22 protein-coding genes and 1 riboswitch are annotated in these 24,128 nt (G+C 43.5%); of the genes, 12 read left to right on the top strand and 10 right to left on the bottom strand.

Annotated elements, in window-relative coordinates:
* Positions 1–175: 175 nt before the first annotated feature.
* The gene (locus QQL36_RS19690; protein ID WP_321566520.1) at positions 176–1,582 is read left to right on the top strand and encodes a hypothetical protein; all 1,407 of its coding nucleotides are present in this window, start codon (positions 176–178) and stop codon (positions 1,580–1,582) included.
* A gap of 7 nt (positions 1,583–1,589) precedes the next feature.
* Here QQL36_RS19690 and QQL36_RS19685 read toward each other — a convergent pair whose 3' ends face one another.
* On the bottom strand, positions 1,590–2,114 hold the full coding sequence (locus QQL36_RS19685; RefSeq protein WP_321566519.1) for an SDR family NAD(P)-dependent oxidoreductase: 525 nt from the start codon (positions 2,112–2,114) through the stop codon (positions 1,590–1,592).
* Between the two features lie 83 nt (positions 2,115–2,197).
* Here QQL36_RS19685 and QQL36_RS19680 point away from each other — a divergent pair, with 83 nt between their 5' ends.
* The gene (locus QQL36_RS19680) at positions 2,198–2,635 is read left to right on the top strand and encodes an SMI1/KNR4 family protein (RefSeq protein WP_321566518.1); all 438 of its coding nucleotides are present in this window, start codon (positions 2,198–2,200) and stop codon (positions 2,633–2,635) included.
* A gap of 15 nt (positions 2,636–2,650) precedes the next feature.
* Here QQL36_RS19680 and QQL36_RS19675 read toward each other — a convergent pair whose 3' ends face one another.
* On the bottom strand, positions 2,651–3,229 hold the full coding sequence (locus tag QQL36_RS19675; RefSeq protein ID WP_321566517.1) for an NAD(P)H-dependent oxidoreductase: 579 nt from the start codon (positions 3,227–3,229) through the stop codon (positions 2,651–2,653).
* 159 nt (positions 3,230–3,388) lie between these two features.
* A complete protein-coding gene (locus QQL36_RS19670) occupies positions 3,389–3,952 on the bottom strand; it encodes a Crp/Fnr family transcriptional regulator (protein WP_321566516.1) in 564 nt (187 codons plus the stop codon).
* A 44-nt stretch (positions 3,953–3,996) separates the two neighbouring features.
* Here QQL36_RS19670 and QQL36_RS19665 point away from each other — a divergent pair, with 44 nt between their 5' ends.
* The 9 genes from QQL36_RS19665 to QQL36_RS19630 all read left to right on the top strand — a co-directional run bounded on the left by QQL36_RS19665 (position 3,997) and on the right by QQL36_RS19630 (position 15,198).
* Positions 3,997–5,490: an alpha/beta hydrolase-fold protein gene (locus tag QQL36_RS19665; protein WP_321566515.1), complete on the top strand. Its 1,494-nt coding sequence runs from the start codon at positions 3,997–3,999 to the stop codon at positions 5,488–5,490.
* 37 nt (positions 5,491–5,527) lie between these two features.
* Positions 5,528–6,067 (top strand): YdeI/OmpD-associated family protein, encoded by a 540-nt coding sequence (locus QQL36_RS19660; protein ID WP_321566514.1) that lies wholly within the window; start codon positions 5,528–5,530, stop codon positions 6,065–6,067.
* 782 nt (positions 6,068–6,849) lie between these two features.
* Positions 6,850–7,143 carry a helix-turn-helix domain-containing protein gene (locus QQL36_RS19655; RefSeq protein WP_083727442.1) on the top strand — a complete coding sequence of 98 codons (294 nt, stop codon included), beginning with the start codon at positions 6,850–6,852 and terminating at the stop codon, positions 7,141–7,143.
* Positions 7,140–7,304, top strand: a complete 165-nt coding sequence (locus QQL36_RS35710) for a type I restriction-modification system subunit M N-terminal domain-containing protein (RefSeq protein ID WP_415751031.1) — start codon at positions 7,140–7,142, stop codon at positions 7,302–7,304. The genes QQL36_RS19655 and QQL36_RS35710 overlap by 4 nt, the downstream gene beginning before the upstream one ends.
* 12 nt (positions 7,305–7,316) lie before the next feature.
* Positions 7,317–8,630, top strand: coding sequence for an AAA family ATPase (locus QQL36_RS19650; RefSeq protein WP_083727446.1), 1,314 nt, complete (start codon positions 7,317–7,319; stop codon positions 8,628–8,630).
* Positions 8,627–9,349, top strand: a complete 723-nt coding sequence (locus tag QQL36_RS19645) for an HNH endonuclease (RefSeq protein ID WP_083727448.1) — start codon at positions 8,627–8,629, stop codon at positions 9,347–9,349. Before QQL36_RS19650 ends, QQL36_RS19645 begins: the two co-directional genes overlap by 4 nt.
* A gap of 288 nt (positions 9,350–9,637) precedes the next feature.
* Positions 9,638–10,948, top strand: coding sequence for a dipeptidase (locus QQL36_RS19640; RefSeq protein WP_321566513.1), 1,311 nt, complete (start codon positions 9,638–9,640; stop codon positions 10,946–10,948).
* 466 nt (positions 10,949–11,414) lie between these two features.
* Positions 11,415–11,602: riboswitch (cobalamin riboswitch) on the top strand.
* A gap of 154 nt (positions 11,603–11,756) precedes the next feature.
* A complete protein-coding gene (locus QQL36_RS19635; RefSeq protein WP_321566512.1) occupies positions 11,757–13,853 on the top strand; it encodes a TonB-dependent siderophore receptor in 2,097 nt (698 codons plus the stop codon).
* A gap of 1 nt (position 13,854) precedes the next feature.
* Complete coding sequence (locus tag QQL36_RS19630; protein WP_321566511.1) at positions 13,855–15,198, top strand: PepSY domain-containing protein; 1,344 nt, start codon at positions 13,855–13,857, stop codon at positions 15,196–15,198.
* 101 nt (positions 15,199–15,299) lie between these two features.
* On the opposite strand, the gene QQL36_RS19625 is transcribed toward QQL36_RS19630, so the two are convergent.
* From QQL36_RS19625 to QQL36_RS19615, 3 genes are all read right to left on the bottom strand, one after another.
* On the bottom strand, positions 15,300–15,539 hold the full coding sequence (locus tag QQL36_RS19625; protein WP_321566510.1) for a hypothetical protein: 240 nt from the start codon (positions 15,537–15,539) through the stop codon (positions 15,300–15,302).
* A gap of 26 nt (positions 15,540–15,565) precedes the next feature.
* Positions 15,566–16,288, bottom strand: a complete 723-nt coding sequence (locus QQL36_RS19620; protein ID WP_321566509.1) for a metallophosphoesterase family protein — start codon at positions 16,286–16,288, stop codon at positions 15,566–15,568.
* A gap of 127 nt (positions 16,289–16,415) precedes the next feature.
* Entirely contained in the window at positions 16,416–16,778 is a 363-nt protein-coding gene (locus tag QQL36_RS19615; RefSeq protein WP_321566508.1) for a DoxX family protein, read from the bottom strand.
* Positions 16,779–16,906: 128 nt separating this feature from the next.
* Here QQL36_RS19615 and QQL36_RS19610 point away from each other — a divergent pair, with 128 nt between their 5' ends.
* Complete coding sequence (locus QQL36_RS19610) at positions 16,907–17,197, top strand: hypothetical protein (RefSeq protein WP_083727465.1); 291 nt, start codon at positions 16,907–16,909, stop codon at positions 17,195–17,197.
* A gap of 115 nt (positions 17,198–17,312) precedes the next feature.
* Here QQL36_RS19610 and QQL36_RS19605 read toward each other — a convergent pair whose 3' ends face one another.
* The 4 genes from QQL36_RS19605 to QQL36_RS19590 form a co-directional block, all read right to left on the bottom strand.
* Positions 17,313–17,843, bottom strand: coding sequence for an MFS transporter (locus QQL36_RS19605; protein ID WP_321566507.1), 531 nt, complete (start codon positions 17,841–17,843; stop codon positions 17,313–17,315).
* 2 nt (positions 17,844–17,845) lie between these two features.
* Complete coding sequence (locus QQL36_RS19600) at positions 17,846–18,415, bottom strand: Crp/Fnr family transcriptional regulator (protein WP_321566506.1); 570 nt, start codon at positions 18,413–18,415, stop codon at positions 17,846–17,848.
* 238 nt (positions 18,416–18,653) lie between these two features.
* A complete protein-coding gene (locus QQL36_RS19595) occupies positions 18,654–19,799 on the bottom strand; it encodes an efflux RND transporter periplasmic adaptor subunit (RefSeq protein WP_321566505.1) in 1,146 nt (381 codons plus the stop codon).
* A 1-nt stretch (position 19,800) separates the two neighbouring features.
* A complete protein-coding gene (locus QQL36_RS19590; protein ID WP_321566504.1) occupies positions 19,801–24,114 on the bottom strand; it encodes a CusA/CzcA family heavy metal efflux RND transporter in 4,314 nt (1,437 codons plus the stop codon).
* Positions 24,115–24,128: the final 14 nt, after the last annotated feature.

Raw genomic sequence — 24,128 nt, 5'->3', positions numbered from 1 at the left:
CTAGTAAGCTCCATTTTCAAAATGACACTAAGAACCCTGGAAAATATAATGGTGGACATTGTTGCAAAACAGCCACCAGATTGCAAAAAAATGAAGAAATTATTATTTATTAGAATTTGACAAAAAAGAGGTAATTTAACTGGTAATATAATTTACTACAATAATCCCTCTGACTATGACTTCCAAGGAACCCCGTATCACTCCACTACAGCAGAGCCCTCAATCATCAGGAAGTAGTATAGGAATTAATGCCCGTTCTTATCCGGCAGTAAGGCCTGCTCCTGTTGTACAGGCAATGACAAATACAGCGAGTCAGCCGGCACCGATACAGCGGCGGGTGGGAATAGAAGTGGAAACAGGTATCCCTGTTTTTGAAACCTATCTGGGGGATACAAAAGAGAATGACCCTAACCTTTTTGGATTGATCTATAATGGTGTACCTTATTCACGGGATACCCGCGGGAATATAAACGGGGTGGAATTACATGCGGATAGTGGAGGGCAGGTATTTGGTTCGCCACGCAAGCAGTATTTTGAGGATAAAATACAAGGGAAGGTAAATGGGATACCGAAAAATTTTGGTAAAGCCAGTATTATTGAAGTGGTTACCAGCAAACAGGGGTTGGTGGATGAGCTTGGGGATAATGGAAAACAAAACCTGAGCAATCACCTGGATGAGATCAATACGCAGATAAATGCGCTGGAACAACCTGGACTCACTCCTTTAGGTACGCAGCTGGCAGGTGTTGATAATCACTGGCCGGTTAGTTTTAGAGATGCTATGCTTAATAATGGGTATTCTCCACAGGTGAATATCGGGATAGACCTAGGCGGATTGAGTGGATTATTTAGTAATCCTATGGGTCCTACTTTAACCAATGGACATTTCTGGGGAATAGGAGAAGCCGAAGATGTAAATACTGAAATTGCAGCGATTATTAATAAGGCCAGGCTCATTCCTATTGAGGGGACGGTCATGCCTGGAAACCGTCTGTTGAATTGTTTACAGGGCGTGCTGGATGTATTGCTTAGTTATTTTAAAGGCATAAGAGCAGGTCATAATATTACTGAGACTGAAAAGAATGAAGTGCCATTTATGCTGAAAGGTACTTTTAAAGAATTGTGGGAAGAGCTGCAGGAGCAATTTCCAGAGGACCAGAAGGATGTGGATCCAATAGCCTGGTATACGAAGGTAAACGAGCTGATTGAATCGACCCTCGATAATAAGTATAAACTACAAAGCGGACCAGCTGGAAGATTGGGAAATCATCTTACTATATCAGGGGCATTTGAGACACTGATGAATGGAGGAAATATTGCGACGACGATTGCTTCTGGTGAAAGTGTGGATAATGATAAAGATTCCAGTATTAATGATGATGTGTCGGAATTTATTGTGGAGCTGGATGCTTCACCGGAACGTAAAACGCCGGTACTGGAGATGCGGCATATGACTACGGTACAAAGTGGCGCAACGATGAAGGAAAATGTGATGGCCGTGGTGGAGGGGATTATAGAGCGGCAGCTACAGCAGTTTAATATGAATGATCAGGCGACGATTAAAACAAGGTCGGGGTGGTAGTGGCTGTTTAAAACCATGCTGCCAGCTCCCCTTTGATAGATTCAAAAAATCCCCTGAGTGCATATTTACTGGCGGTATAAGCACTGCCATAAGGAACGGGAATATAACCACCAATGGAAATATTATTAATCAGGATACCCGCACCCTGTCTTTTGAAAAATGGCAGTACAGCATGGGTACCGCTCATATAACCAAGCAGGTTAGTAGTGATGACCTGCTGATGAGTTTCCCACGGTGTTTCGTCAAAAGTTCCTGCTGCCAGTACACCGGCGTTATTCACCCATACATCGATACGCCCCTTCCATTCAAAGGCTTTCTGCGCCAGTTCCAGCATCGCAGTGCGATCTCCCACATCAGTAGGCAGGACCAGTACATCAGCGCCTAACTCCCGGCATTCATCTCCCAGTTCCAATAAGGCTACTTCATTTCTGGCGGCCAGCACAAGGTTTACTCTTTCCGGAGCCAGCTCAAGGGCAGTCGCTTTACCTGCGCCACTGGATGCTCCTGTTATTACGATCGTTTTGTTTTCCATACGATTGTGACCTCAAAAGCCAGGCCAATGGCAGCGGTCTTTACTGTTCGTTTTTTTTATTAACTTGTAGCGCAACCTATTCTATGAAGTATCAATACCTCGGCTTTGTAGCCGACTATTACCAGACGACCAAATCCAACGAAAAAACTATTAAAAAATTAGAAACCCTTTACGGTGCACCCTTTCCTGAAGCATTCAGAGAACTCATCCGCATTGTGGGCCCTTCGGCTGCGTTCAACATCGTCGCTTTCAGTGATGGCTCGTATGATGGTATGCAGGCACTACATGATATGGCAAGGGAAAACGCGGAAGAAGATGGTACTGACTTTATGCAGGATAAAAACCAATTCCCTTTCAGTGGTTCGGGTGTAACCGGGCAGTTCTGGTTTTTCAGACTCGATGAAGGAAATGACCCGCCTGTATACCAATACAGTCCACCACAGGAAGAGAAAGATCCTTATCGCAAACTGGCAGACCATCTATCTGTTTACCTGAAAACATTCTTGCGATTTTCTAAGTGATCTTTTTGCAACATGCTATTTAAGCGCTGCTCCCAATCTGAATACTTTATCAATATGTTTTTGCAGGAATGCAGGAGTCGCGTCTTTCACCGGGGCGATGTAATGCACCTTTACCGGATTGATACCACAAAACTGCAATGTCCCTTTTTTAAATTGGTTCAATGCAGGGCTATGCATGAATAACCGATTATACCATCCCGGTGTATCTGCCGTTATAATAATGCGGCCCGTTTTACCTTTTAATAATTTCCGGGGGAATGGTTTTCCTGGTACTGCCTGAAAGGTGATACCCGGCAAAAATGTTCTGTCAATAAAACCTTTCATGATTGCAGGATAACCATACCACCACATAGGAAACACCCATACAATATGATCCGCTGCTTTTATTTTTTCAATCGCATCCAACAGATCTGGTTCCAACTCCATTCGCTGCCGGTAACCGTATCGAAGATTAGGGTCAAATTGTAAAGCGCCAATATGGATGGATGAAATGATCGCATTTGCGCTGGCAGCTCCTTCTTTATATGCATTGAATAGCGCCTGATTGTAACTAAGCGGGTCAGGGTGCCCATTGATGATTAATACCTTTTTCATAAGGCAAAGGTGTAACCAGCGGCAAACAATAAAAAGGACATTTGTCTAATTCATGACTGACTTTCGTATTCTGCTAAGCGGGTCAGGGTGCCCCATTGTTGATAATACATTTTTCATATTACAAAGGTGCCAGCGGCAAACAATAAAAAGGACATTTGTCTAATTCATGACTGACTTTCGTATTCTGCTAAGATGTCGCTGGGTAATACCCAGGTAAGAAGATAAATATCCCAATGGGATCAACTGCAGGTATTCAGGATATTTATGAAGCAGGTCTTTATACCGGTATTCAGCACTCTCTTTCAGGAATAAAATAAACCGTTGCTCTAACTTCATATACTCCTGCTCCGCCATCATTTTAAATAGTCGGGCCCAGTTAATACTGGTTTGTTCCAGCTGAATAATGTCTGCCCGTGGAATGGTAAATATCGTAGTGGTGGTTAATGCTTCAATATTCTCAAAGGTCTTAGTTTGACTAATGAAAGAAGAATACGCTGTCACAAACGAATCAGCAAACGTAAAGCAATAGGTGATCTCCTCCCCTTCAGAGTTATGATAAAATGACCTGAAAAAACCGGATTGTACAAAAGCGACTTCCTGACATACACTGCCCTCTTTGATAAAGTACGCTCCTTTCTTCAGTGTCTTAGTCTGCCCTCTGCCCGCGAGGTAATTGATCTCAGCGGCTGACAGTAAATTAAATGACGCCAGGTATTTCTCCATATATACAAATGTACATATCTTAGGGAAGATTAACCTAAACCACCATGAAAGTAAGGATTCTCATTTTTGCTATCCTCATTATTGCCGGCGGGGTACAGGCACAGGATACCGTAAGAAGAATATATACAGGTAATAGAATAGACTCTATTTATTCCACCATCTTACAACAGGAAAGATTGATCCAGGTATTTACACCACAAGATTACAAGCCGGGAAGCAATACGCAGTACGACGTATTATATGTTTTAGACGGAGGCAACTGGAATACCGGTCTAATCAACAATGTACAACGTTTTATAGAAGGTGAAGGGAGTGTACCACCGACCATCGTGGTAAGTGTATTAGGCATTGATCGAAACAAAGATCTTACACCCACACATGTGGAAGACTGGCCTACTTCGGGTGGTGGCAACAACTTCCTGCATTTTTTCAAAGATGAATTGATTCCTTATATCAATAAGAATTATCCATCTAATGGAGATAATACCCTATGGGGGCATTCACTGGGCGGACTATTTGTGATCAATGCATTACTGACAGCACCAGAGGTATTCAAATCATACATTGCTGCTGATCCCAGCCTGTGGTGGGACCATGGCTATATACCTAAAATAGCCCCGGAGAAACTGACGGCATTAGCGGGTTCCAATCATACCTTATTCATCAGTGGCAGACTGGGTAAAGAAGCGGAAGCTATGAAGGTAACCGATATAGATACGATACTCCATCAAAAAGCACCTGCAGGATTGACATGGAAGGTGATTCAATATACGGATGAGACACATAGTTCTATCCGGTTAAAGAGTACCTATGATGGATTGAAATTCACTTTCGGCTGGAATAAAAACAATATTGATTTTCATCCGATGAATGGGATGGTCGTAAAAGGACAACCTATCAATGTCTGGTCTTTTGGCGATACAACGAATATGCGGTATACATTGGATGGTACAACCCCTGCGATCTCCTCTCCTGCTATGAAAGGGATAGTGAATATTGATGATGCAGCGAAGCTGACGGTCAGGCAATTTACTAACCGAGCACGCTATGATAAAGTAAAATCAGGTGTATTCACAACTGGCAAACCCCTGAAAGCAACGGCCAAAGGAGGAGCAGAGACGAGTTATAAGTATTATGAGGAGGATCAGAAAAAACCAAAACTGGAAGGGATCATCAAAGATAAATTAACCCTCCCACGTAAGAATGATTTTAACTTAGAAGTAAACGGCTGGATGGAAGCGAAAGAAGCCGGTTATTATGTATTTGTATTCAATGCTGATACAGATTCACAATTCTATTTGAATGGTCAGGAACTGATCTGCTGGAAAGGGTCTTACAGCGAGTTCACGTATACGTATATCGTACCGTTGGAAAAAGGTTATTATCCATACCGGATAAATTACATACATCACAATGCAGACTTTGGATTAAAGCTAAATTATCTGCCGCCATCAAGTTTAAAGCAGATCAATCCGGTATCACTTCCTTTTTATAACACAGCAGTGTTAGAGAGGTTAATTACTATATTTACATTATAACTGATTGGAGATATTTTACTTTTAAATATTACAACCAATGATGTGGGAGAAAGAAACTGAAAAACTAAGAAAGATCATACATGATTGTGGCCTTAATGAAGCCATTAAATGGGGTAAGCCCTGCTTTGATTACGAAGGTAAAAACATAGTGATCATACAGGGATTTAAAGACTATTGCGCCGTTCTTTTTTTCAAGGGTGCATTGCTTACCGATCCTGATGGAATACTCGTCAAAACCGGCGAGAATACACAGGTAGGCCGTCAGGCACGATTTACGAATGTGAAAGAGATCACGCAGGTGGCAGCTATTCTAAAGGCTTGTATTTACGAAGCTATAGAAGTGGAGAAAGCAGGGTTGAAAGTGGATACAAAGAAGACGCCGGTTAATATTCCTGAAGAGCTGCAACAACAATTCGAAAAACAACCGAAATTTAAAAAAGCATTTGAGGCACTCACTCCCGGCAGACAAAAGGCATATGTGTTTTTCTTTTCAGGGGCTAAACAATCTAAAACGAGGGAGGCAAGGATAGAGAAATACATTCCGCAGATTCTGGCGGGCAAAGGGATGAATGATTAAATTGGATACGGCATCTTTCAGAAGAATAACGCTCCCGGATTCTGGCGGGCAAAGGGATGAATGATTAAAATGAATACCGCATCTTTCATAAGAAGAACGCTCCCGGATTCTGGCAGCGAAAACCATAGCAGCTGAACTAAATGAAATCTAATTCAACGACCCATTACCACAAGAATATTTTCTTGTCCCGGCTAAAAAATTAATACGCCGGCACCTGCTTCGCAGGTTACTGACAAACTAAATGAAGCACATTTTAAGGTTAAAGCATTTGATTTCCGTACAGGAAAAAAGGGAATTATTCTTTACATTGAAATAATCAAAGACCCAAGTAGATTTTTACGTTTTGAGGAGAAATTAATTGATGAAAACTATGACTTCAAAAACCAACGTTGCCTAAAGGCAAGCAGATTGTTACACTGTAAGCATTTGGCCAAGCCAATTCATAAGTATTTGAGAGAGCAAGCAGAATTGATAAAGCAGCAGCATGAATTGGAAATGATGGAGTAAAACGGAAAGAAAGGCAAAGATGCAAGTGCAGAGAAGCCCAATAAGCCGCCTGAGAAAATGTTGTTCACCGCCGCCAACAAAAGCACAACGGGACTATTCCAATTGTTGTTCGACAACGAAGGCAGGGGCCGACTTCTGCAAACGGGCGCTGATACTTAGGGGGAAGTAAGACTATTACCTGAAAATCCTTCATTTTAGCTGTATTTCCCTATTGTTGTCAGGGATTCTCTTTTTTTTTCTATATTAGCCAATTATTGACAAGTCAAAAAAATACAATGGAAAGCCAATTTGGTAATAGGGTTAGAGCCTTGAGGGAAAAGCAGAAACTGTACTTGCGGCAGGTTGCTCCCTTACTTGAAATGGATACCGCCCAGCTTAGTAAAATTGAAAAAGGGCAACGCCATTTGAAGAAAGAGCAGATCCCTTTGCTTGCGGAAATTCTGAAAGCTGATAAGGATGAACTCATTACCCTTTGGCTTGCAGATCAGGTTTTTGATGTTATCAAAGATGAGAACATGGCTGATGAGGCTCTAAAATCTGTTTCACGAAAGATTAAAAAGAAGAAATGAACTATATCCAACATAATCAAATAGTCAATTTTATCTGGGGTATTGCCGATGATGTGCTTCGAGATGTTTATACACGGAGCAAATACAGAGACATTATACTTCCGTTCACGGTATTACGCAGGTTGGATGCTTTGCTGGAGAGAAGCCAAACCTGTTATTAAATTGCTTAAACGATGAATATAGAAAGCATCACTATACAAAACTTCAGGAATATTGGAAAGGAACGAACCTTTTTCCTGAACAGGCATTTTACAGCTTTTATCGGTATTAACGGTAAAGGCAAATCAACCATTCTCAATGCCTTGCGTGTGGCGAGTGGTTCTTATTTTTTAGGCATCCCAAACTCAGAGGTAAAGTCACGGCATATTCACAAAGATGAAATTCGTTTCACTGAATCAGATTATCAACTTGTACCTCAGTTCCCGGTCAAAGTAGAAGCAACAGGAACATTCCCAGGCAGTGATAATCCTATAACATGGCGGAGGCAATGGTTGGAAGGTAAATCTTCCTCAACAACCAAGCATTCAGATGTTGGGAGTATTAAGGATATAGCAATGTCCAATTATCATGAAGTAACCAAAGAAGGTAACGATAAAATCCCTTTGCCTCTAATTGCTTTTTTGGGCATTTCTCGTGCCGTTGGTGCAGGTCGTGTTACCCCACAGAGTCGCATTCAAAAATTAGGTCGGGTTATTTTCCGTGAAGGTTATCAGGATTGGGATGAGATGAGAGCCGTTAAATTTCATTACCCGGAATGGCTGGGTCGTTATGATATGCTGTTAAAGCAGCAGAAGGAATACACAGGTACAAAAGGTGCCTTTTTTACTGCAATAAGGAAAGCAAACCCATACATAAGCCAGCTTGAGTTTAGTGCCGGAGAATTGTGGGTAAAAGTGAAAATAGATGACGAAGAAAGCAATCTTTTACCGCTTAGCTTGCATAGTGATGGTGTTCATTATTTCACGGAAATGGTAGCAGAATTGGCTTATCGTTGTATTGTCTTGAATGGATTTAAAGAAGAAAAAGCGATTGATGAAGCAACTGGCATAGTCATGATTGATGAATTGGACTTGCATCTTCACCCCAAGTGGCAACGCCATGTAGTCAATGACTTGAAAACAGCTTTCCCCAATATCCAATTTGTTGTAACCACACATTCACCTTTTATTGTTCAATCGCTGAAGTCTGAAGAATTAATAATTCTTGATGAGCAAATTAAAAAGGATGGAGACCCTGACATGAAAGGGATAGAGGATGTTGCGGCAAATGAAATGGGTGTTGAAGATGTGCCACGTAGCGAAGCATTTTTAGAAATGCAGAAGGTTGCTGAAGAATACTATGCCTTAATAAAACAAGGTAAGACAAGCATAACAGATAAAGAAACAGCGATTTTGAGAAACAAATTGAATGAATTGGAGGAACGTTTCTCGAATGACCCTGCCTTTGTCGCATCATTACGAATAGAAAGACAAGCTAACGATTTATGAGACCAGTAACTAAAATTGGATGGCCTCAGGAAGGTGGCAATCCTAAATCATATAATCCACACACAAAAGCTAAAACAGACCTTGAAGGTCATTTGGGTTGCTATTGTAGTTATTGCGAAGTTTTTAGTTCAGACCTTGAGGTTGAGCATGTAATTTCCAGAGATCTGGATAACACACTTTCACACGATTGGAATAATTTTTTGGTGGCATGTGGAAGATGTAATGGAAAGGACAATAAGTCAAATAGGAATGTTGACTTAACAATTATGCATTTCCCTCATCGGAATAACACCTTTCTTTCATTCAAGTATGAAGAAGGAGGTTATGTCAAAGTCAACCCAGACTTAGATGGTACAGCTTCTTTTACTCATGCAGAAAATATGCTGAATTTGGTCGGGTTAGATAAGATACCAGGCAATCCTAAATACCCAAATCTTAATCAAAACGACACAAGATGGAAACATAGGAGAGTCGCTTGGGAGTGGGCAGTCAAGTATTTACCCAAATTTGAAAGTGGGGAATTGTCGCCAGTTGAAGTTGCTGAGTTTGCATCTCAAAAGGGCTTCTTTTCTGTTTGGTACTCTGTTTTTAGTGCACATGAAGAAGTGAGGCAAGCACTCATTAACATCTTTACTGGAACTGCAACAAATTGTTTTGATCCGGCCAATGGCTATCAACCTATTCCCCGTAACTCTGCCAATATTGCTGACCCCATCTAAACCTACGTAATAGAAAACATGCAATTACAAGCTGGCTACATATTAGAATCAGTTCGAGATGCACTCAACGCTTACGCAAAGCGCTTTCATAAGAAAAACTCCCCCGGATTCTGGCAGCGAAAACCACCAATGATTAAATTGTACACATAAAAGTTTGAAAAGTATCCGCATGTCACATCCTGAATAATTATGGAAATACCAGTAAAATAAGGCATTTGCCGATCTTCTGTTTTACCATTCTATACTACCTCCTTTTCTATAAATTAGTCCCCTTAACTGGCAATGACAATGAAATCTCTTTCAGCATGGTCCCGGCGGGAGTTCCTAACCGCCATATCCGGGACAGGGGCAGCCATGATGCTAAACCCTTTATCATCATGGGCTATCGGTGACATAGATCCTCGTGTAGCAGCTATCGTAGCAGCTACTTACGGAATTGACACACATAATCACGTAGACGTTCCTTTGATCAAAGAAGATATTCCTGGCCCCGATATTGACCTGGCAGGAGAAATGAAACGCTCTGGTTTATCGGCTATCTGCATGACCTTTGCGGTTGACTACAAGAAATTAGATCCTAACGGAGAAGCGTATGATCGCTTTCTGAATGGCCTGACAGCTATGGATGCTGAACTGGCTAAGAACAAGATGAAACGGGCCCTGAACATGGAGGACCTGCGCAAAGCGAAGAAGAAAAAACAGCCGATTGTGATTCAGTCTGTTGAAGGCGCACACTGGCTGGAAGGAAAGGTGGAAAGAGTGGAAGTAGGTTATAAACGCGGATTACGTCATCTTACTTTATTACACGACAGCGATGCATCTGTACCTTTGGGTGATGTGTATACAAATGAACCTGCGTTTGGTGGGCTGACTAAGTTTGGTGCAGATGTGATCAGGGAATGTAACAGGTTAGGTATACTGGTGGACCTCGCGCATTGCGATGGGAACACGGTGGCTATGGCATTGAAGGTGGCTGCACAACCGGTGTTTATATCTCATACAGGGTTGAATACACAGTTGGGGAATAATCCCGGGATGGCGAAGATGATGTACAAAAGGCTCATCAGCAAGGAGAATGCGAAGGTAGTGGCAAATGCAGGTGGCGTGATTGGCGTGTGGACGCATCTGGCGGATACGCCGTTGGAGTATGCACAGAATATCAGGGCATTAGTGGATATTGTAGGAGTGGATCATGTGTGTATCGGTACGGATACGAAGATGACGCCTCCCTATCACAAGCCCGGTGCTCAATCTGGATTTGGCGGAGGACCCGGTGGTGAGCACAAAGGAGGTCCTGATGGCGATCATAAAAGCGGACCAGATAGCAAGCACAAAGGCGACCCCGATGGGGATCATAAAAGCGGACCAGATAGCGAGCACAAAGGTGGCCCTGATAGTGATCAAAACAAACCTAAAGATAATGGCCCGCAAAAACCACGTGTTGGCGAACGCACCAATCTTGCATGGGCTGATCAAAATGTAGGCTTCTATTACGCAGTGGTGGATGCAATGCTCAAAACAGGTTTTAATGAAGAAGAAATAGGTAAAATAGGTGGTGGTAATTTCTGCCGTGTATTTGATGCTGCTACAAAAAAATAATGGTATTACCCCTGAAAAATGGGGTAATATTTCCTGCAAAACTGAGAGGTTTCTTTCAACAGGCATTCCTAAAAAACCGGTAATTCTTTCAAGTCTGTATTCCTACCAAACCAAAGTTCCTTCAAACGAAAATCCCTACCAAACCAATAATTCATTCAAACCAATATCCTCCCTACCGAAAGTTCCTTCAAACCATCATTCCCCCCAATCCACTAATTCCTTCTAACCAGTATCCCCCTTACCAAAGTTCCTTCAAACCATCATTCCCCTCAAACCAATAATTCCTTCCAACCAGTATCCCCCTACCGAAAGTTCCTCCAAACCATCATTCCCCCAAACCAATAATTCCCTCCAACCAATATCCCCCCTTCCGAAAGTTCCTTCAAACCATCATTCACCTCAACCACTATTTCCTTCCTATTTTAAATCAAATCCCTATCTTCGCCCCGTTTTTAAGTTCTTTTCTTTCCCCCCACCTAAAAAAGGTTCTGTTTAACAGCAGATTAATAGGGAATCGTGTGAAAATCACGAACTGTCCCGCAACTGTAAGTAACAATCACAGTTGCTGCCACCAATGTCCACTGATCGATATGATTGGGAAGGACGGCAGCAATGTTACAAGTCAGGAGACCTGCCTTTTTTACGCTGGCAATGCTTTCGTGGACTGAAGCAACGTCAAGGTTTGGAGTTTTAGATCCGGAGTGTATTCACTTACGGACCACCGTGTGCTTACACCACACCTCCATCCCTTTCCCACCAAAGCATGGTAAAGTCAAGGAGAATTATTATTTCTTCATCAACTCTATCAATGCAAACATCTACCATCGCCTTCGCCGGTATTCTGCTGTCATGTACACTGTCCGTCGCCACCATTCAGGCACAATCTGTTTCTGACAGTACTGTCAAACAATTATCTGAAGTCACCATCAATCATGCCCAACGTTCCAGCATCAACAAGATCAATGTCCCTCTCCGGGATCTGCCATTGACCACGACTGCTGTCTCTTCCAAAACCATCGAACAAAGAGGTACTGACGACCTGGGCGAAGCTATGAAAAACGTGACCGGGGTACGTGCAAACAACACCTACGGCGGTTTCCAGCACTTCACCATCCGTGGTTTTAACAACTTTGTATTGCTGATAGACGGTGTCAGAGACGAACGTCACAACATCAGCACCAGTGCGCCGAGTACCAATCTCGCGAATATTGAAAGGATCGAAGTGCTGAAAGGCCCTGCCTCTGTACTCTTCGGCCACTCTGCATTAGGCGGTATTATCAACATGGTGCGCAAACGCCCTACTACGGAGCAAAAAGCAGACTTCTCCGCCTCCTATGGCAGCTTTAATACCCGCAGAATGCGCGTAGGTGCCGGTGGTGCGCTGAGCAAAAACCTCTTATACCGCGTTGATGCAGGATTATCTGCTACGGATGGTTATCGCAATGCCGGTGTGAATACCAACAATGCATACCTAGCATTGGAATACACACCTACTACACACGATAACTTCTACCTCACCGTTGGCGCCAACAAAGATCATTACGCTACTGACGCCGGTATCCCTATGCTGACAGGTAGCAAACCAGCTCCCGGTATAAATGTAAATACCCGCTACAACGATCCGGCCGATTTTCTAAAGAACACCACCACCAGCTATCAGCTGCGCTATACTCACCAGTTCAGCGATGCATTGGTGCTCTCGGATCAACTCTCCTATTCCGATGATAATATCGACTATTTATCTACTGAAGAACTGACCTTCAATGAGACTCTCGACTCACTGACACGTACTTCTCCACTGTATTTCAATCACCTGACCAGGCCTTTGCAAAATCAGCTGGAGCTGACTTACAACACGCATACCGGTCAGGTTGAACATAAAATTCTCGCAGGCTACTCTTACAGTAATTTAGATCGCAAAACGTATAGTGCCAACATATATGGAGATGGTCTGTACGCCACTGTTGCTGTACAGGATCCTATCTTAAACCAGGGCTACATCAACTATACGCCTTATCAATACAAGGCTTCAGAAGAAACTGTTCATGGGCTGTATGTCCAGGAGTGGATAAAACTTTCCGACAAACTGAAAGGTCTTGTTGGCTTACGTTACGATATCTTCCGGGGTACATATTTCACCAACAAGGTAGATAAAAACAGGAATGTAACAGAGAGAGGTGCGGAGACAAAGATCCCTACCACTGCGCTCACTTACCGTGCAGGTCTGGTGTACCAGCCATTGAAAGCATGGTCTGTCTACGGCTCCTACTCTACTTATTTCAAGCCAAGCAGAAGGATTGCCAACAATGGCGAAACCTTCGAACCGGAAGACGGTTACCAGGGTGAAGTAGGTACCCGTTATGACATTACACGTAACTGGTCTGTGAATGGTTCCCTTTACTATATGAGAAAGAACAACCAGGTAGAAAGCATTGCCGGTGGTGGTTACAAACGTGTAGGTGCTGCTGAATCAAAAGGATACGAAATTGAATTGCAGGGTAGTCCGCTGGCAGGACTGGACGTGAATGCCGGCTATACCTTTACTCTTGCCAAATACCTTCCTTATGCTGACAAGTCACTGACCAATAGTGTAGCTGGCAATATCGTAGCACTGGCACCTAAACATATGGCGAATCTGTGGGCGAACTATCAGCTGAAAGGCTGGAGCGTTGGTGCAGGTGCCAACTATATGAGCGATACCTATACCAATAGTGCCAACACCTATGTATTACATGCTTACACCACCATCGATGCCGCACTGGGTTACCAGTTTGGCAAGCTAGGACTGCGTCTGAATGTAAACAATCTGGCGAATGAGAAATACTTTGCCAACGCCATTTATTCCAACCAGTTTTATCCGGGTGCTACCCGCAATTATTTGCTGACACTGAAGTATGCTTTATAAGATGAAGTTCAAAGCAATATTGCTCATACACCGGTACCTGGGGTTCGCGCTGAGTGTGATGTTTGTCATTTGGTTTTTATCCGGGATGATGATGATGTATGTTACTTATCCGACGATGAAATATGAACAGCGCTTACAACGGTTGCCGGTGCTTAAATTGGAGCAATGTCATATTATTCCGCCTCAGATCAAAAATGCAAAGCGTGTAAGACTGGGCATGCTGCTGGACAGACCTGTTTACAGGATCGACCAGCAGGTGATCTATGCTGATAATGGCGATACCCTACCGGGAGTAGATACGGCATTAGCCAGCCTGATCGCCACTGCCTTTGCGCATAGCAAACCGGCATCTGTAGAGGTCTTACATGAAATAGATCAGTGGATGGCAGCGCATCGTTCGCAGGGTTATCTGCCTGATGTATATAAATTTAGAATGGATGATGCTGCCGGCAATTATGTATATGTATCTATGCATACCGCCGAAGTGGTACAGATGGTGAATGCCAGACAAAGACTACTGGCATGGCTGGGACCTATTCCTCACTGGATCTATCCGACTCTACTGATCAGGAACAGGCCGCTATGGAGTCAGGTGGTGATATGGGTATCATTGATGGGCACCATTATGTGTCTGGCAGGCATTATCATGGGCTTTGTGAGGTATAAAAAGAAGCGGGGTATGCAATTCAGTCCTTATAAAAAGGTATGGTTTAAGTATCATCATTATACTGGATTTATCTTTGGGTTGTTTGTATTTACATGGGTATTGAGTGGGTTGTTTTCAATGAGTCCGCTGCCTTTGGGAAAGAACACAAAACCAAAGACTACTATCCAGGATAATTTTGTTGTATTGCCCCGAAAATTTTCGGATGTAAAAGAAATCCAGCTCATAGAGGTGGAAGGAAAACCTTATTACCTTGGCTGGAAAGATGGCCAGCATACACAGCTGCTGGATGCTGGCAAAACGGATAGCAGACCATTTGAACGATTCGATAGCAGTATCTTTCATATAAAAGGTAAGAAGGAAATATTGACTACTTACGATGACTATTACTATTCACGTAAATATGAAAAGCGACTTCCTGTTTTAAGGGTCAAAGATGGTGAGATTTGGTCTTATATAGACCTCAGCAACGGCCAGCTGGTGCTGCAACAGGATAATGGCGCAAGGGTGGAGCGGTGGTTGTATCATGGTTTACACAGTCTTGATTTTAGTTTTTTGGTTTATAAAAGACCATTGTGGGATGTAGTCGTGTGGATATTAATGCTGGGTGGAACAATGGTCAGTGTGACAGGGGCGGTATTGACATGGAAATGGTTAAAAAGGAAAGCAGGGGTTAGATGATCCCTGCTTTTTTAATATGTCTGACTGACTATTTCATTAATATTTCCAATTGGCCAGTTCATGGTATGTTCAATTGACCACTTTATTGTATGTCTAACTGATCACTTCACGGTATGCCCAATTGACCACTCCATTTCCTCTATGGGTAAGATTATGGAAGTGTCAAAAGTAACACCATCTCTGTAGTAATCATCCATGGTCCAAAACCCATCTACGGGTGAGATTACCGCTGTGTCAAAAGTAACACCATCTCTGTAGTAATCATCCGTGGTCCAAAACCCATCTACGGGTGAGATTACGGAAGTGTCAAAAGTAACACCATCTCTGTAGTAATCATCCATGGTCCAAAACCCACCTACGGGTGAGATTACGGCTGTGTCAAAAGTAACACCATCTCTGTAGTAATATTTCCACCAGTCGTATCTATTATTCTATATCCACATACACTTTGATCAATCTCTACATCAGCCGTTTCTTTTCCTATCTGGTAAGAGGCGGCTAGTGTTGTATATTGGTAAATATTATCTTCTTCAGTTTCGTCTATCATATGGTAGTGGCCACAGAAAATTGTTATTTTTTTAGGCGACCCTTTTAGTAAATCCTTCAATTCATCCCGACCTTTCAGCGCAGCACCTAATCCTTCTATGGGCGTATTGATCGCTAACACAGGATGGTGTACAAAAAGAACTATTTCTTTGTCTGTATTTAACATTTCTTTTAACCAGCTCAAACGCTCCACATCAATTTTATTATCAGAAGTATCTAAGATAATATACCTGACAGCTGCATCCTCTTTGATATAATTTGCAGGCTCAGGATAATATTGACTCACTGCTGCAGAGGTATCATGGTTGCCCAATACCATCCACAATGAAAATCCTCTCTGCGCAATTACATCAAAGAACCATTTATTCATTTCAAGGGACCCGATATCCCCTCCAAATACAATCTCTTTAATTCCTCTTTCTGCTACATCATCTAAAATCATCTTAAAGTTCTTTGTATGCGCCGTAGGATTATTGATATAACTGATGCCATTCCCTGTCTGCAATTCCTGTCCTAAATGACTATCTGTGATATATGCTTTCATAGTTTAAAGGTATAAAAAAAGAGGGTGTATTATAAATAAATGAAACTCCTGAGAAACGCATAAAATAGAATCTGGCTCCAACAGGTATCCGAATTAAAGAAGGGTGTATCTAACTTTTGATCCCCCCTCATCTTTTACGAAACATGAGGTACGTGACCCCGACCATTATATATGCGATGACGGCATCCACAGTAGCAGCCGCCCCCAACACAGCTAATTTAGATCCGAAGGCGAAAATGATATCGAAAAACATACCTGCAAAAACCCATTCTTTCAACCTGTTCAACTTATTGGGAATGAGGAGCACCGCAATACCAGATAATTTTGCTACACCCGGTATATAAATAAAATGTGGTGGATAGCCCAGTTGTAAGGTGATATTCCATACCAGCGGATTGTTTGTGAGTTCACAAATACCACTGGTGCCAAACCATAATGATGTGAGGGCGATACCTGTCCAATAGATGGCGTTTACTACTTTATGATTCATGTCGTTATTGTTTTATGATCCAAAGGTGGGCAAAGAGTGACGGAAGGAAAGGATCATTCCCCTGGGTTAGACAAAATGAAGGGGGAACCGGGCATTTTCATTTCATAAAAATTAAGTAAAATTGTGCCATGGAACTAAATTTAGAATATAACAAAGCCATACGGCTGCTGGATGAGGGCCGGGAAGAAGAAGCCCTGCAACTGCTGGAAAAAGTACTGTTGAACAGTATGCAAAATGATGATCAGGTACATGTGGTCAGGAGCAGTGTGGTATTGGGTGAATATTTCTTCAATATAGGTGATGAGGAAGCTGCCGGCAAGAACCTGGAACGTGCGATAGAAGCGATCCTGACAGATGAGGAGGCGGAGGAATTGGATTGGGAGTTGAACCAGGCGAGGGAATTACTGAATAATCTGTAATAAAACATCCATGAAAAAGGAGATTCATTACTGAATATGGTCTTACCCTGGAAACTGTGATCAAAGAATTATCTCACTGGGGCAATACCCACAGAATACAGGTAATGGGTAAGGTTTAATGACGCGCTTTCAGCTTCAGGTAAATAAGGGCGATTAAAACAAATGTACCCGCCACTGCCACATACACACTCAGTGAGATCGCATGCAGGATGGCACTCCCTGCCGTCCACAAACCGACCGCCCTTGCACGAATATCCGGCATATGGGCAAAGCTCTGATTCAGAATGGCCAGCGAACTGGGTATCATGGTAGCTGCGCCAACGCCCTGCAATACTCTCCATACGATCAGCATTCCTGCTGTACCTGCAAATCCACAGCCTACAGAGGCGGCGCAAAATATGAACATCCCCCACTGAAATACATGTTTGGCGCCAAACAAATCACTCAGGTTCCCGGCTGACAACATCAATACCGCAAAGGCCAATGCATAGGCATCAATCACCCATTGCAGTATGCTCATATCAGCTTTGAATGTCTTTGCGATTTCGGGTAAGGCGATATTTACGATGGAAACATCTAATTGTGCAACTACGAAAGCAAGGCTGGTTACTGCCGTGGTCCATCTGAAACTATTACTGGCGGTCATGATCAAAGGAGGGATTTTCTGATACGGCTTAACGACGAGGGAGTAATACCCAGATAAGATGCGAGCATTGCCTGTGGCACCCTGTTCGCTAACCCCGGGTAGTATTCTATAAAATGTAAATAACGGGATTGCGCATCCTGTACCAGCATATTGCCGGCGGCTTTCATCTTACTTTCCAACACGGATGCTGTGATCCTTGCAAAGATATCTTTCCAGCCGGGAACCACTTTGTCGAGGTAATTGAAATCTGCTTTTGAGAACACGAGCAATTCACAATCGGTCACAGCCTCTATATATTCTGAGGCAGGCAGTTCATCGCGAAAGCTACTGAAGTCGGCCGCAAAACGGTCTTCATATACAAAATATCGGGTGAACCCCTCTCCTGCTTTGTTATAATAACAAATACGGCAGACCCCTTCGGTTACATAACCTATTTCTTCGGATACTTTCCCGGCTTCGGAGAAACTGGCTCCTTTGGGGAGCTTTTTCCATTGTGCTTTACTTTTGATTTGCGCGATCTGTTGTTCAGTCAGGTACCCAAATTGAAGCAGGTACGTAATGAGTGGTTCCATTCCTGCAAAGTTAGGGTAAGGAGAGACAACCTGTATTACCAATTGACAACTTATTCTTTTATCCAGTAGTGAGATTTGTTCCGGGGTGATCCGCCCAGTCACCGCCGGTTTGCCAGCTGAGTGTCTGCAAACCAGCGGGAGGCGGGGCATATATTGCTTTTCTTAAAGAAGCATCGGTGCAGCATAATAATAGGGTAATTTTTTAGCATGGGCTACATGCTAAAAATTTTACAACATACTATTCTTCCCCTTTATTCGTCAGTTTTGCCAACACAAAGAAAGCCCCTTTGGTCACCACTTTTGCATGCGCAGGCAATTCTCTGACAGGAGTGATAGCGGAATATCCCACATCCGAAACACCTTTTGCTACCGGCCACTTTTCAAACTCATAGCCTTCTTTTGTTTCTTTTATCATCACAAAAATATAATCCTCTCCTGCATGGCTTACAATAGCGGCAGTAGGTACTGCAGGGCCTTTAACGGCGCCAGTACTGACTACTGCTGTTACATTCATACCTTCTATCAATCCTGATTTATCTCCATTCACCACAGCATGTACAGGAATTGTCTTGGTGTCATTTTCAAATGCAGTGCCTATGGAAAACACCGCTGCTTCGTACGTCTTGCCGGGATTATTTGTCAATGTGAAGGTAATATCCTGTTTGGGTTTCAATTTAGACAGGTCCTTCTCATACACAAACAGGTCGAGGTGTAATTCAGAGTTATTGACTATTTGCGCTACAGGGGTAGCTGCATCTACATTCGCTCCTATCTCTGCCTTCACATTGCTGATGGTGCCACTGATAGGTGCTGTAATGGCGATAATTGTGGTGATCTTGCCGGCAGACACTGCGGAGGCAGAGATCCCTAATGCAGACAGCTGTTGCTGCAAGGCATTTCGCGTAGCAGTGAGGGTCGCGATTTCTGTCTCTACCCTTTGCAGGTTTTTTAATGGCGCTGCATTGCCGGCTACTAATTCCTGCTGGCGTTGTTGTTCTATTTTTGCGAGGTTCAATTGGGCAATGGTGGATTGTAATTCCTGTTGCACCTTTGTCAATTCAGGGTTGACGAGTGTTGCAATCACCTGTCCTTTCTTTACATAATCACCGGGTAGTACGGTCAGCGTTTTCACAATGCCGCTGGTCAGTGCGGTTACTAATGCTTTGTTCTGATTAGGCACAGAGAGCATGCCGCTTAACTTGATCGCATCTACCAGGCTTTTCTGGCTGACAGTATCCAATTCAATGCCGACGGCTTTCATTTGTTCCTGAGTGATGGCCGCTACATTGGTTTCCGTTTCAGCGGCGTCCTCCTCTTCATGCGTTGCTTTTGGCTGGACACAGGCGGATATCGTCAATATGATTAAGAAAAATACTTTCTTCATTTTATCTGTTTAAATAGAAGTTTAATTGAATTGCGGACTGATTGTATTGATTCAATACATCCAGGTAATTTCTTTGTATATCGATGGCCTGTGTCAGGAATTGCGATAGCTCTGCAAAACTGATTTCACCGGCCCGATAACTCAGGTTGGCGGCTTTGATGATCAGATCCGCCTGTTTCAAACCAGTGGATTCATAATAATCCAGTAGCTCTTTATTCTTTTGCAACTGCTGTACATCCTGCTGACGCTCTGTTTGCAATGCCTGTTGCTGATAGTCGAGTACGGATTGCTGGTATTGTTTTTCTACCTGTGCCGCTTTGATGCTGTTATGATACGCACCTCTTCCAAACAAAGGAATACCGACAGTAAATGAAAAACCTGAATAAGGATCACGCATGCCATACAGGCGTTGTGTGAAGAAACGTCCCTGAAAATCAGGCATACGGTTTTGACGGGCTACCCTGATCTCTGCATTGGCAATGGCAATATTCTGTTCCTGTTGTTGAATAAAAGGATGAGTTACATCCAGACTGTCACCATAATCGACAGCGACCTTTTCAATGCCGGTACTTTTTGCTACATAAGCGGTATCTGTATTCAACAGCTTTTTTAATACCGCCTGCTGTACTTTCAGATCACGATCTATGAGTTGTAACTGTACAGTGGTTTCTCTTGCTTTTGCAATGGCCGCAATACTATCTAATCCGGCACTTTCACCCGTCTTTACTCTTAATACAGCGGCGGCTGACAACGATGTATAAATACTATCCAGCCTTGTCCACAGTGCCTGTTTGCTTTGATAATACCAGAGCGCGTACCAGGTACTTTGTACTTCTCTTTTTATTTCCAGTGCTTTAATCGTGCGATTATATGCAACTGATTTAGACTGTTCATTCAGCAACTGCTTTTTTGCTTTATACAGCCCTGGCCAATCCAGGGTTTGAGAAAGCCCTATCTTCAGGATCCCTTTTGAATCGGTAGGACGCAGGTCTTCATTCTCTGCAAAGATGCCCGTATTCGGGATGGTCGCAGCGGTGGCATTCAGCGTAAGGCTTTTTTGCAGTTGCAGGTCAGCAGATCTGATTTGCAGGTTTTGCTGTAATGCTTTGTTATACGCATCATGGAGGGTGATCCCTAATGGCGTATTTACTTTCATTGGTGATTGCGCATTTACTTTCATCGAAAATGTACAACCTATTAACAGCAATATGGTCAGGGCCTTTTTCTTCATAGTGATCATATACAACAAAGGCAATACGATCAGGGTCAATATTGTCGCAGAGAGCAATCCTCCAATCACCACGGTGGCCAGTGGTTTCTGTACTTCCGCTCCTGCGCCGGATGATAATGCCATTGGCAGAAAACCTAAAGAGGCTACGGTGGCTGTCATCAACACAGGTCGTAATCGTTCCATAGTGCCTCTCTTTATTCGTTCCAATACATTTGTCACCCCCTCTTTTTCCAGCTGATTAAAGGTGCCGATCAATACAATTCCATTCAATACGGCTACGCCAAACAGGGCAATGAAACCTACACCTGCTGATATAGAAAATGGCATTCCCCGTGTCAACAAGGCCAGTACACCACCAATGGCAGACATCGGGATGGCGGTAAAGATCAATCCTGCCTGCTTGAAAGAATGGAATGTAAAGTAGAGTAATACAAATATCAGCAGCAACGCCGCAGGCACTGCTATGCTTAATCTGGCAGATGCCTGTTGCAGGTTTTCAAAAGTACCGCCATAGGTAAAGTAATACCCTGTAGGCAATTGATACTTTGCGAGTTTGTCCTGTATCTCTTCCACTACAGATTCCACATCTCTGCCTACTACATTGAAACCAATCACGACCCTGCGTCTTGCCGCCTCTCTGCTTATCTGGGCCGGACCATCTTTGAATGATACAGTTGCGACCTGACTCAATAAGATCTGGTTGCCATTGGGCAATGGAATAAAGAGATTGGCCACATCATCAATGCTGCTTCGGTGTGCACTATCCAGTCTTACAACCAGATCAAACCGCCGCTCATTTTCAAATACAGAACCAGCTACTTCACCTGCAAAGGCAGCACTGACTATCCTGTTGATATCAGCGATGTTTAACCCATAATTGGCAATACGGATCCTGTCATATTCAATGGTGATCTGCGGCAAACCTGTCGTTTGCTCTATCTGCGGGGTGGACACACCTTTCACGCCCTGTATCACACCAGCTACTCTAGGTGCAATTGCAGCAAGGGTGTCTATATTTTCACCAAATATCTTCACCGCTACATCCTGCCGGATGCCCGTCATCAGCTCATTAAAACGCATTTGAATAGGCTGGTTGGCTTCGAAAAACACACCGGGTATCTGTGCTAACTTTTCTTCCATCATGTGGGCCAGTTCATTGTAATCTTTCGTGGTGGTCCATGCTGATTTTTCTTTCAGCACTACGATCAGGTCAGTCGCTTCTGGGGGCATTGGATCGGTAGGGATCTCCGCACTCCCGGTACGACCGATCACCTCTTTTACTTCGGGAAACGTTTTCAATAGCCGGGAGGCCTGCATAGAGGTTTCAATACTCTGACTCAAAGAAGATCCCGGTGGTAAGATACAATGGAAAGCATAGTCGCCTTCCTGCAATTGCGGAATGAACTCCCCGCCCATTCTGGCAAATAAGATCACCGCCATCACTGTCAGCGCTACTGCCACACTCACCACTACATACTTAAACCGGATAGCCTTGTCCAATGCCCTGCTATAAATCCGCTGAAAGTACCCGATCATCTTATCGGCAAAGGTGACCTTCTGTGAAATTTGTTTCGGCAAAAACAACGCCGACATCATAGGAATATAAGTCAGTGAAAGCAGCAAGGCACCTAATATCGCAAAGCCGACAGTCTGTGCCATAGGACGGAACATTTTGCCTTCAATGCCTACCAGTGTCAGGATAGGGATATATACTACCAAAATGATGATCTCTCCAAAAGCGGCACTGTTCCTGATCTTAGAAGCAGAAATAAATACCTCTTCATTCATCTCTGCCTGTGTCAGTTTTTGTTGGCTGGTGCGCCGGGCCAGGTGATGCAGGGTCGCTTCAACAATGATGACCGAACCGTCTACAATCAATCCAAAATCAATGGCACCCAAACTTAGAAGGTTTGCAGATACATGGAATACATTCATCAATCCCAATGCAAAAAGCATAGATAATGGAATGGCAGATGCGACGATGATACCTGCACGTATATTTCCTAAAAACAATACCAGTACAAAGATCACAATCAAAGCACCTTCAACGAGGTTGCGTTCTACGGTGCTGATAGCGCGGTTGACCAGACTCGTACGATCGAGATAAGGTTCAATGATCACATCTTCGGGGAGGGCCATTTTAATCTGCTCCATTCTTGCTTTTACCCGCTTTACTACCTCTGCACTATTTGCTCCTTTCAGCATCATGATAATGCCGCCTACTACTTCTTCCTCTCCATTCAGGGTCATGGCCCCATAGCGGATCGCACTGCCAAATCTCACATTCGCCACATCCTTCATATAGACAGGAATGCCTGCGGGATTCTTAATTACAATATTGCCGATGTCTTCCAGCGAAGTCACCAACCCAATACCCCTGATGAAATAGGCATTGGGCTTTTTATCAATATAAGCACCACCGGTATTCTGGTTATTCTGGTGCAGGGCGGTAAAGATTTCGGAGATACTTACATTCATGGCCTTTAGGCGGGCAGGATCTACAGCTACTTCATATTGCTTGAGCATACCGCCAAAGCTATTGACCTCTGCAATGCCCGGTGTGCCATAGAGTTGGCGGGCTACAATCCAGTCCTGCATAGAACGGAGGTCTGCGGCATTGTATTTATGTTCACTCCCTTTTTTAGGGCGTAATACATATTCATAAATTTGTCCCAGACCGGTGCTTACAGGCGCCAGCCCGGGCATGGCGACACCTTCGGGTATCTGGTTCCTTACTTCCTGGAGGCGCTCATTGATGAGTTGCCTGGCAAAATACACATCTACTTTATCGTCGAACACGGCGGTCACGACCGATAAACCAAATCTTGAAATAGAACGGATTTCGATCAGATCGGGAAGGTTGGCAATGCTTTGTTCAACGGGATATGATACGAATTGCTCTACCTCCTGGGTGGCGAGCGTAGGAGCATTTGTAATAATCTGAACCTGGTTATTGGTAATGTCCGGTACGGCATCGATGGGCAGGCGCAGTGCGCTCCACACACCCCATACAATGAGTATGACCGTGAGGCATCCAATCACCAGTTTATTGTGTATACTAAACCTGATGACTTTATCTAACATAATAAATAGTTTGT

This window comes from Chitinophaga sp. LS1, assembly GCF_034274695.1.
GTDB lineage: Bacteria > Bacteroidota > Bacteroidia > Chitinophagales > Chitinophagaceae > Chitinophaga.
This window is presented reverse-complemented; position numbering and strand designations above follow the sequence as displayed.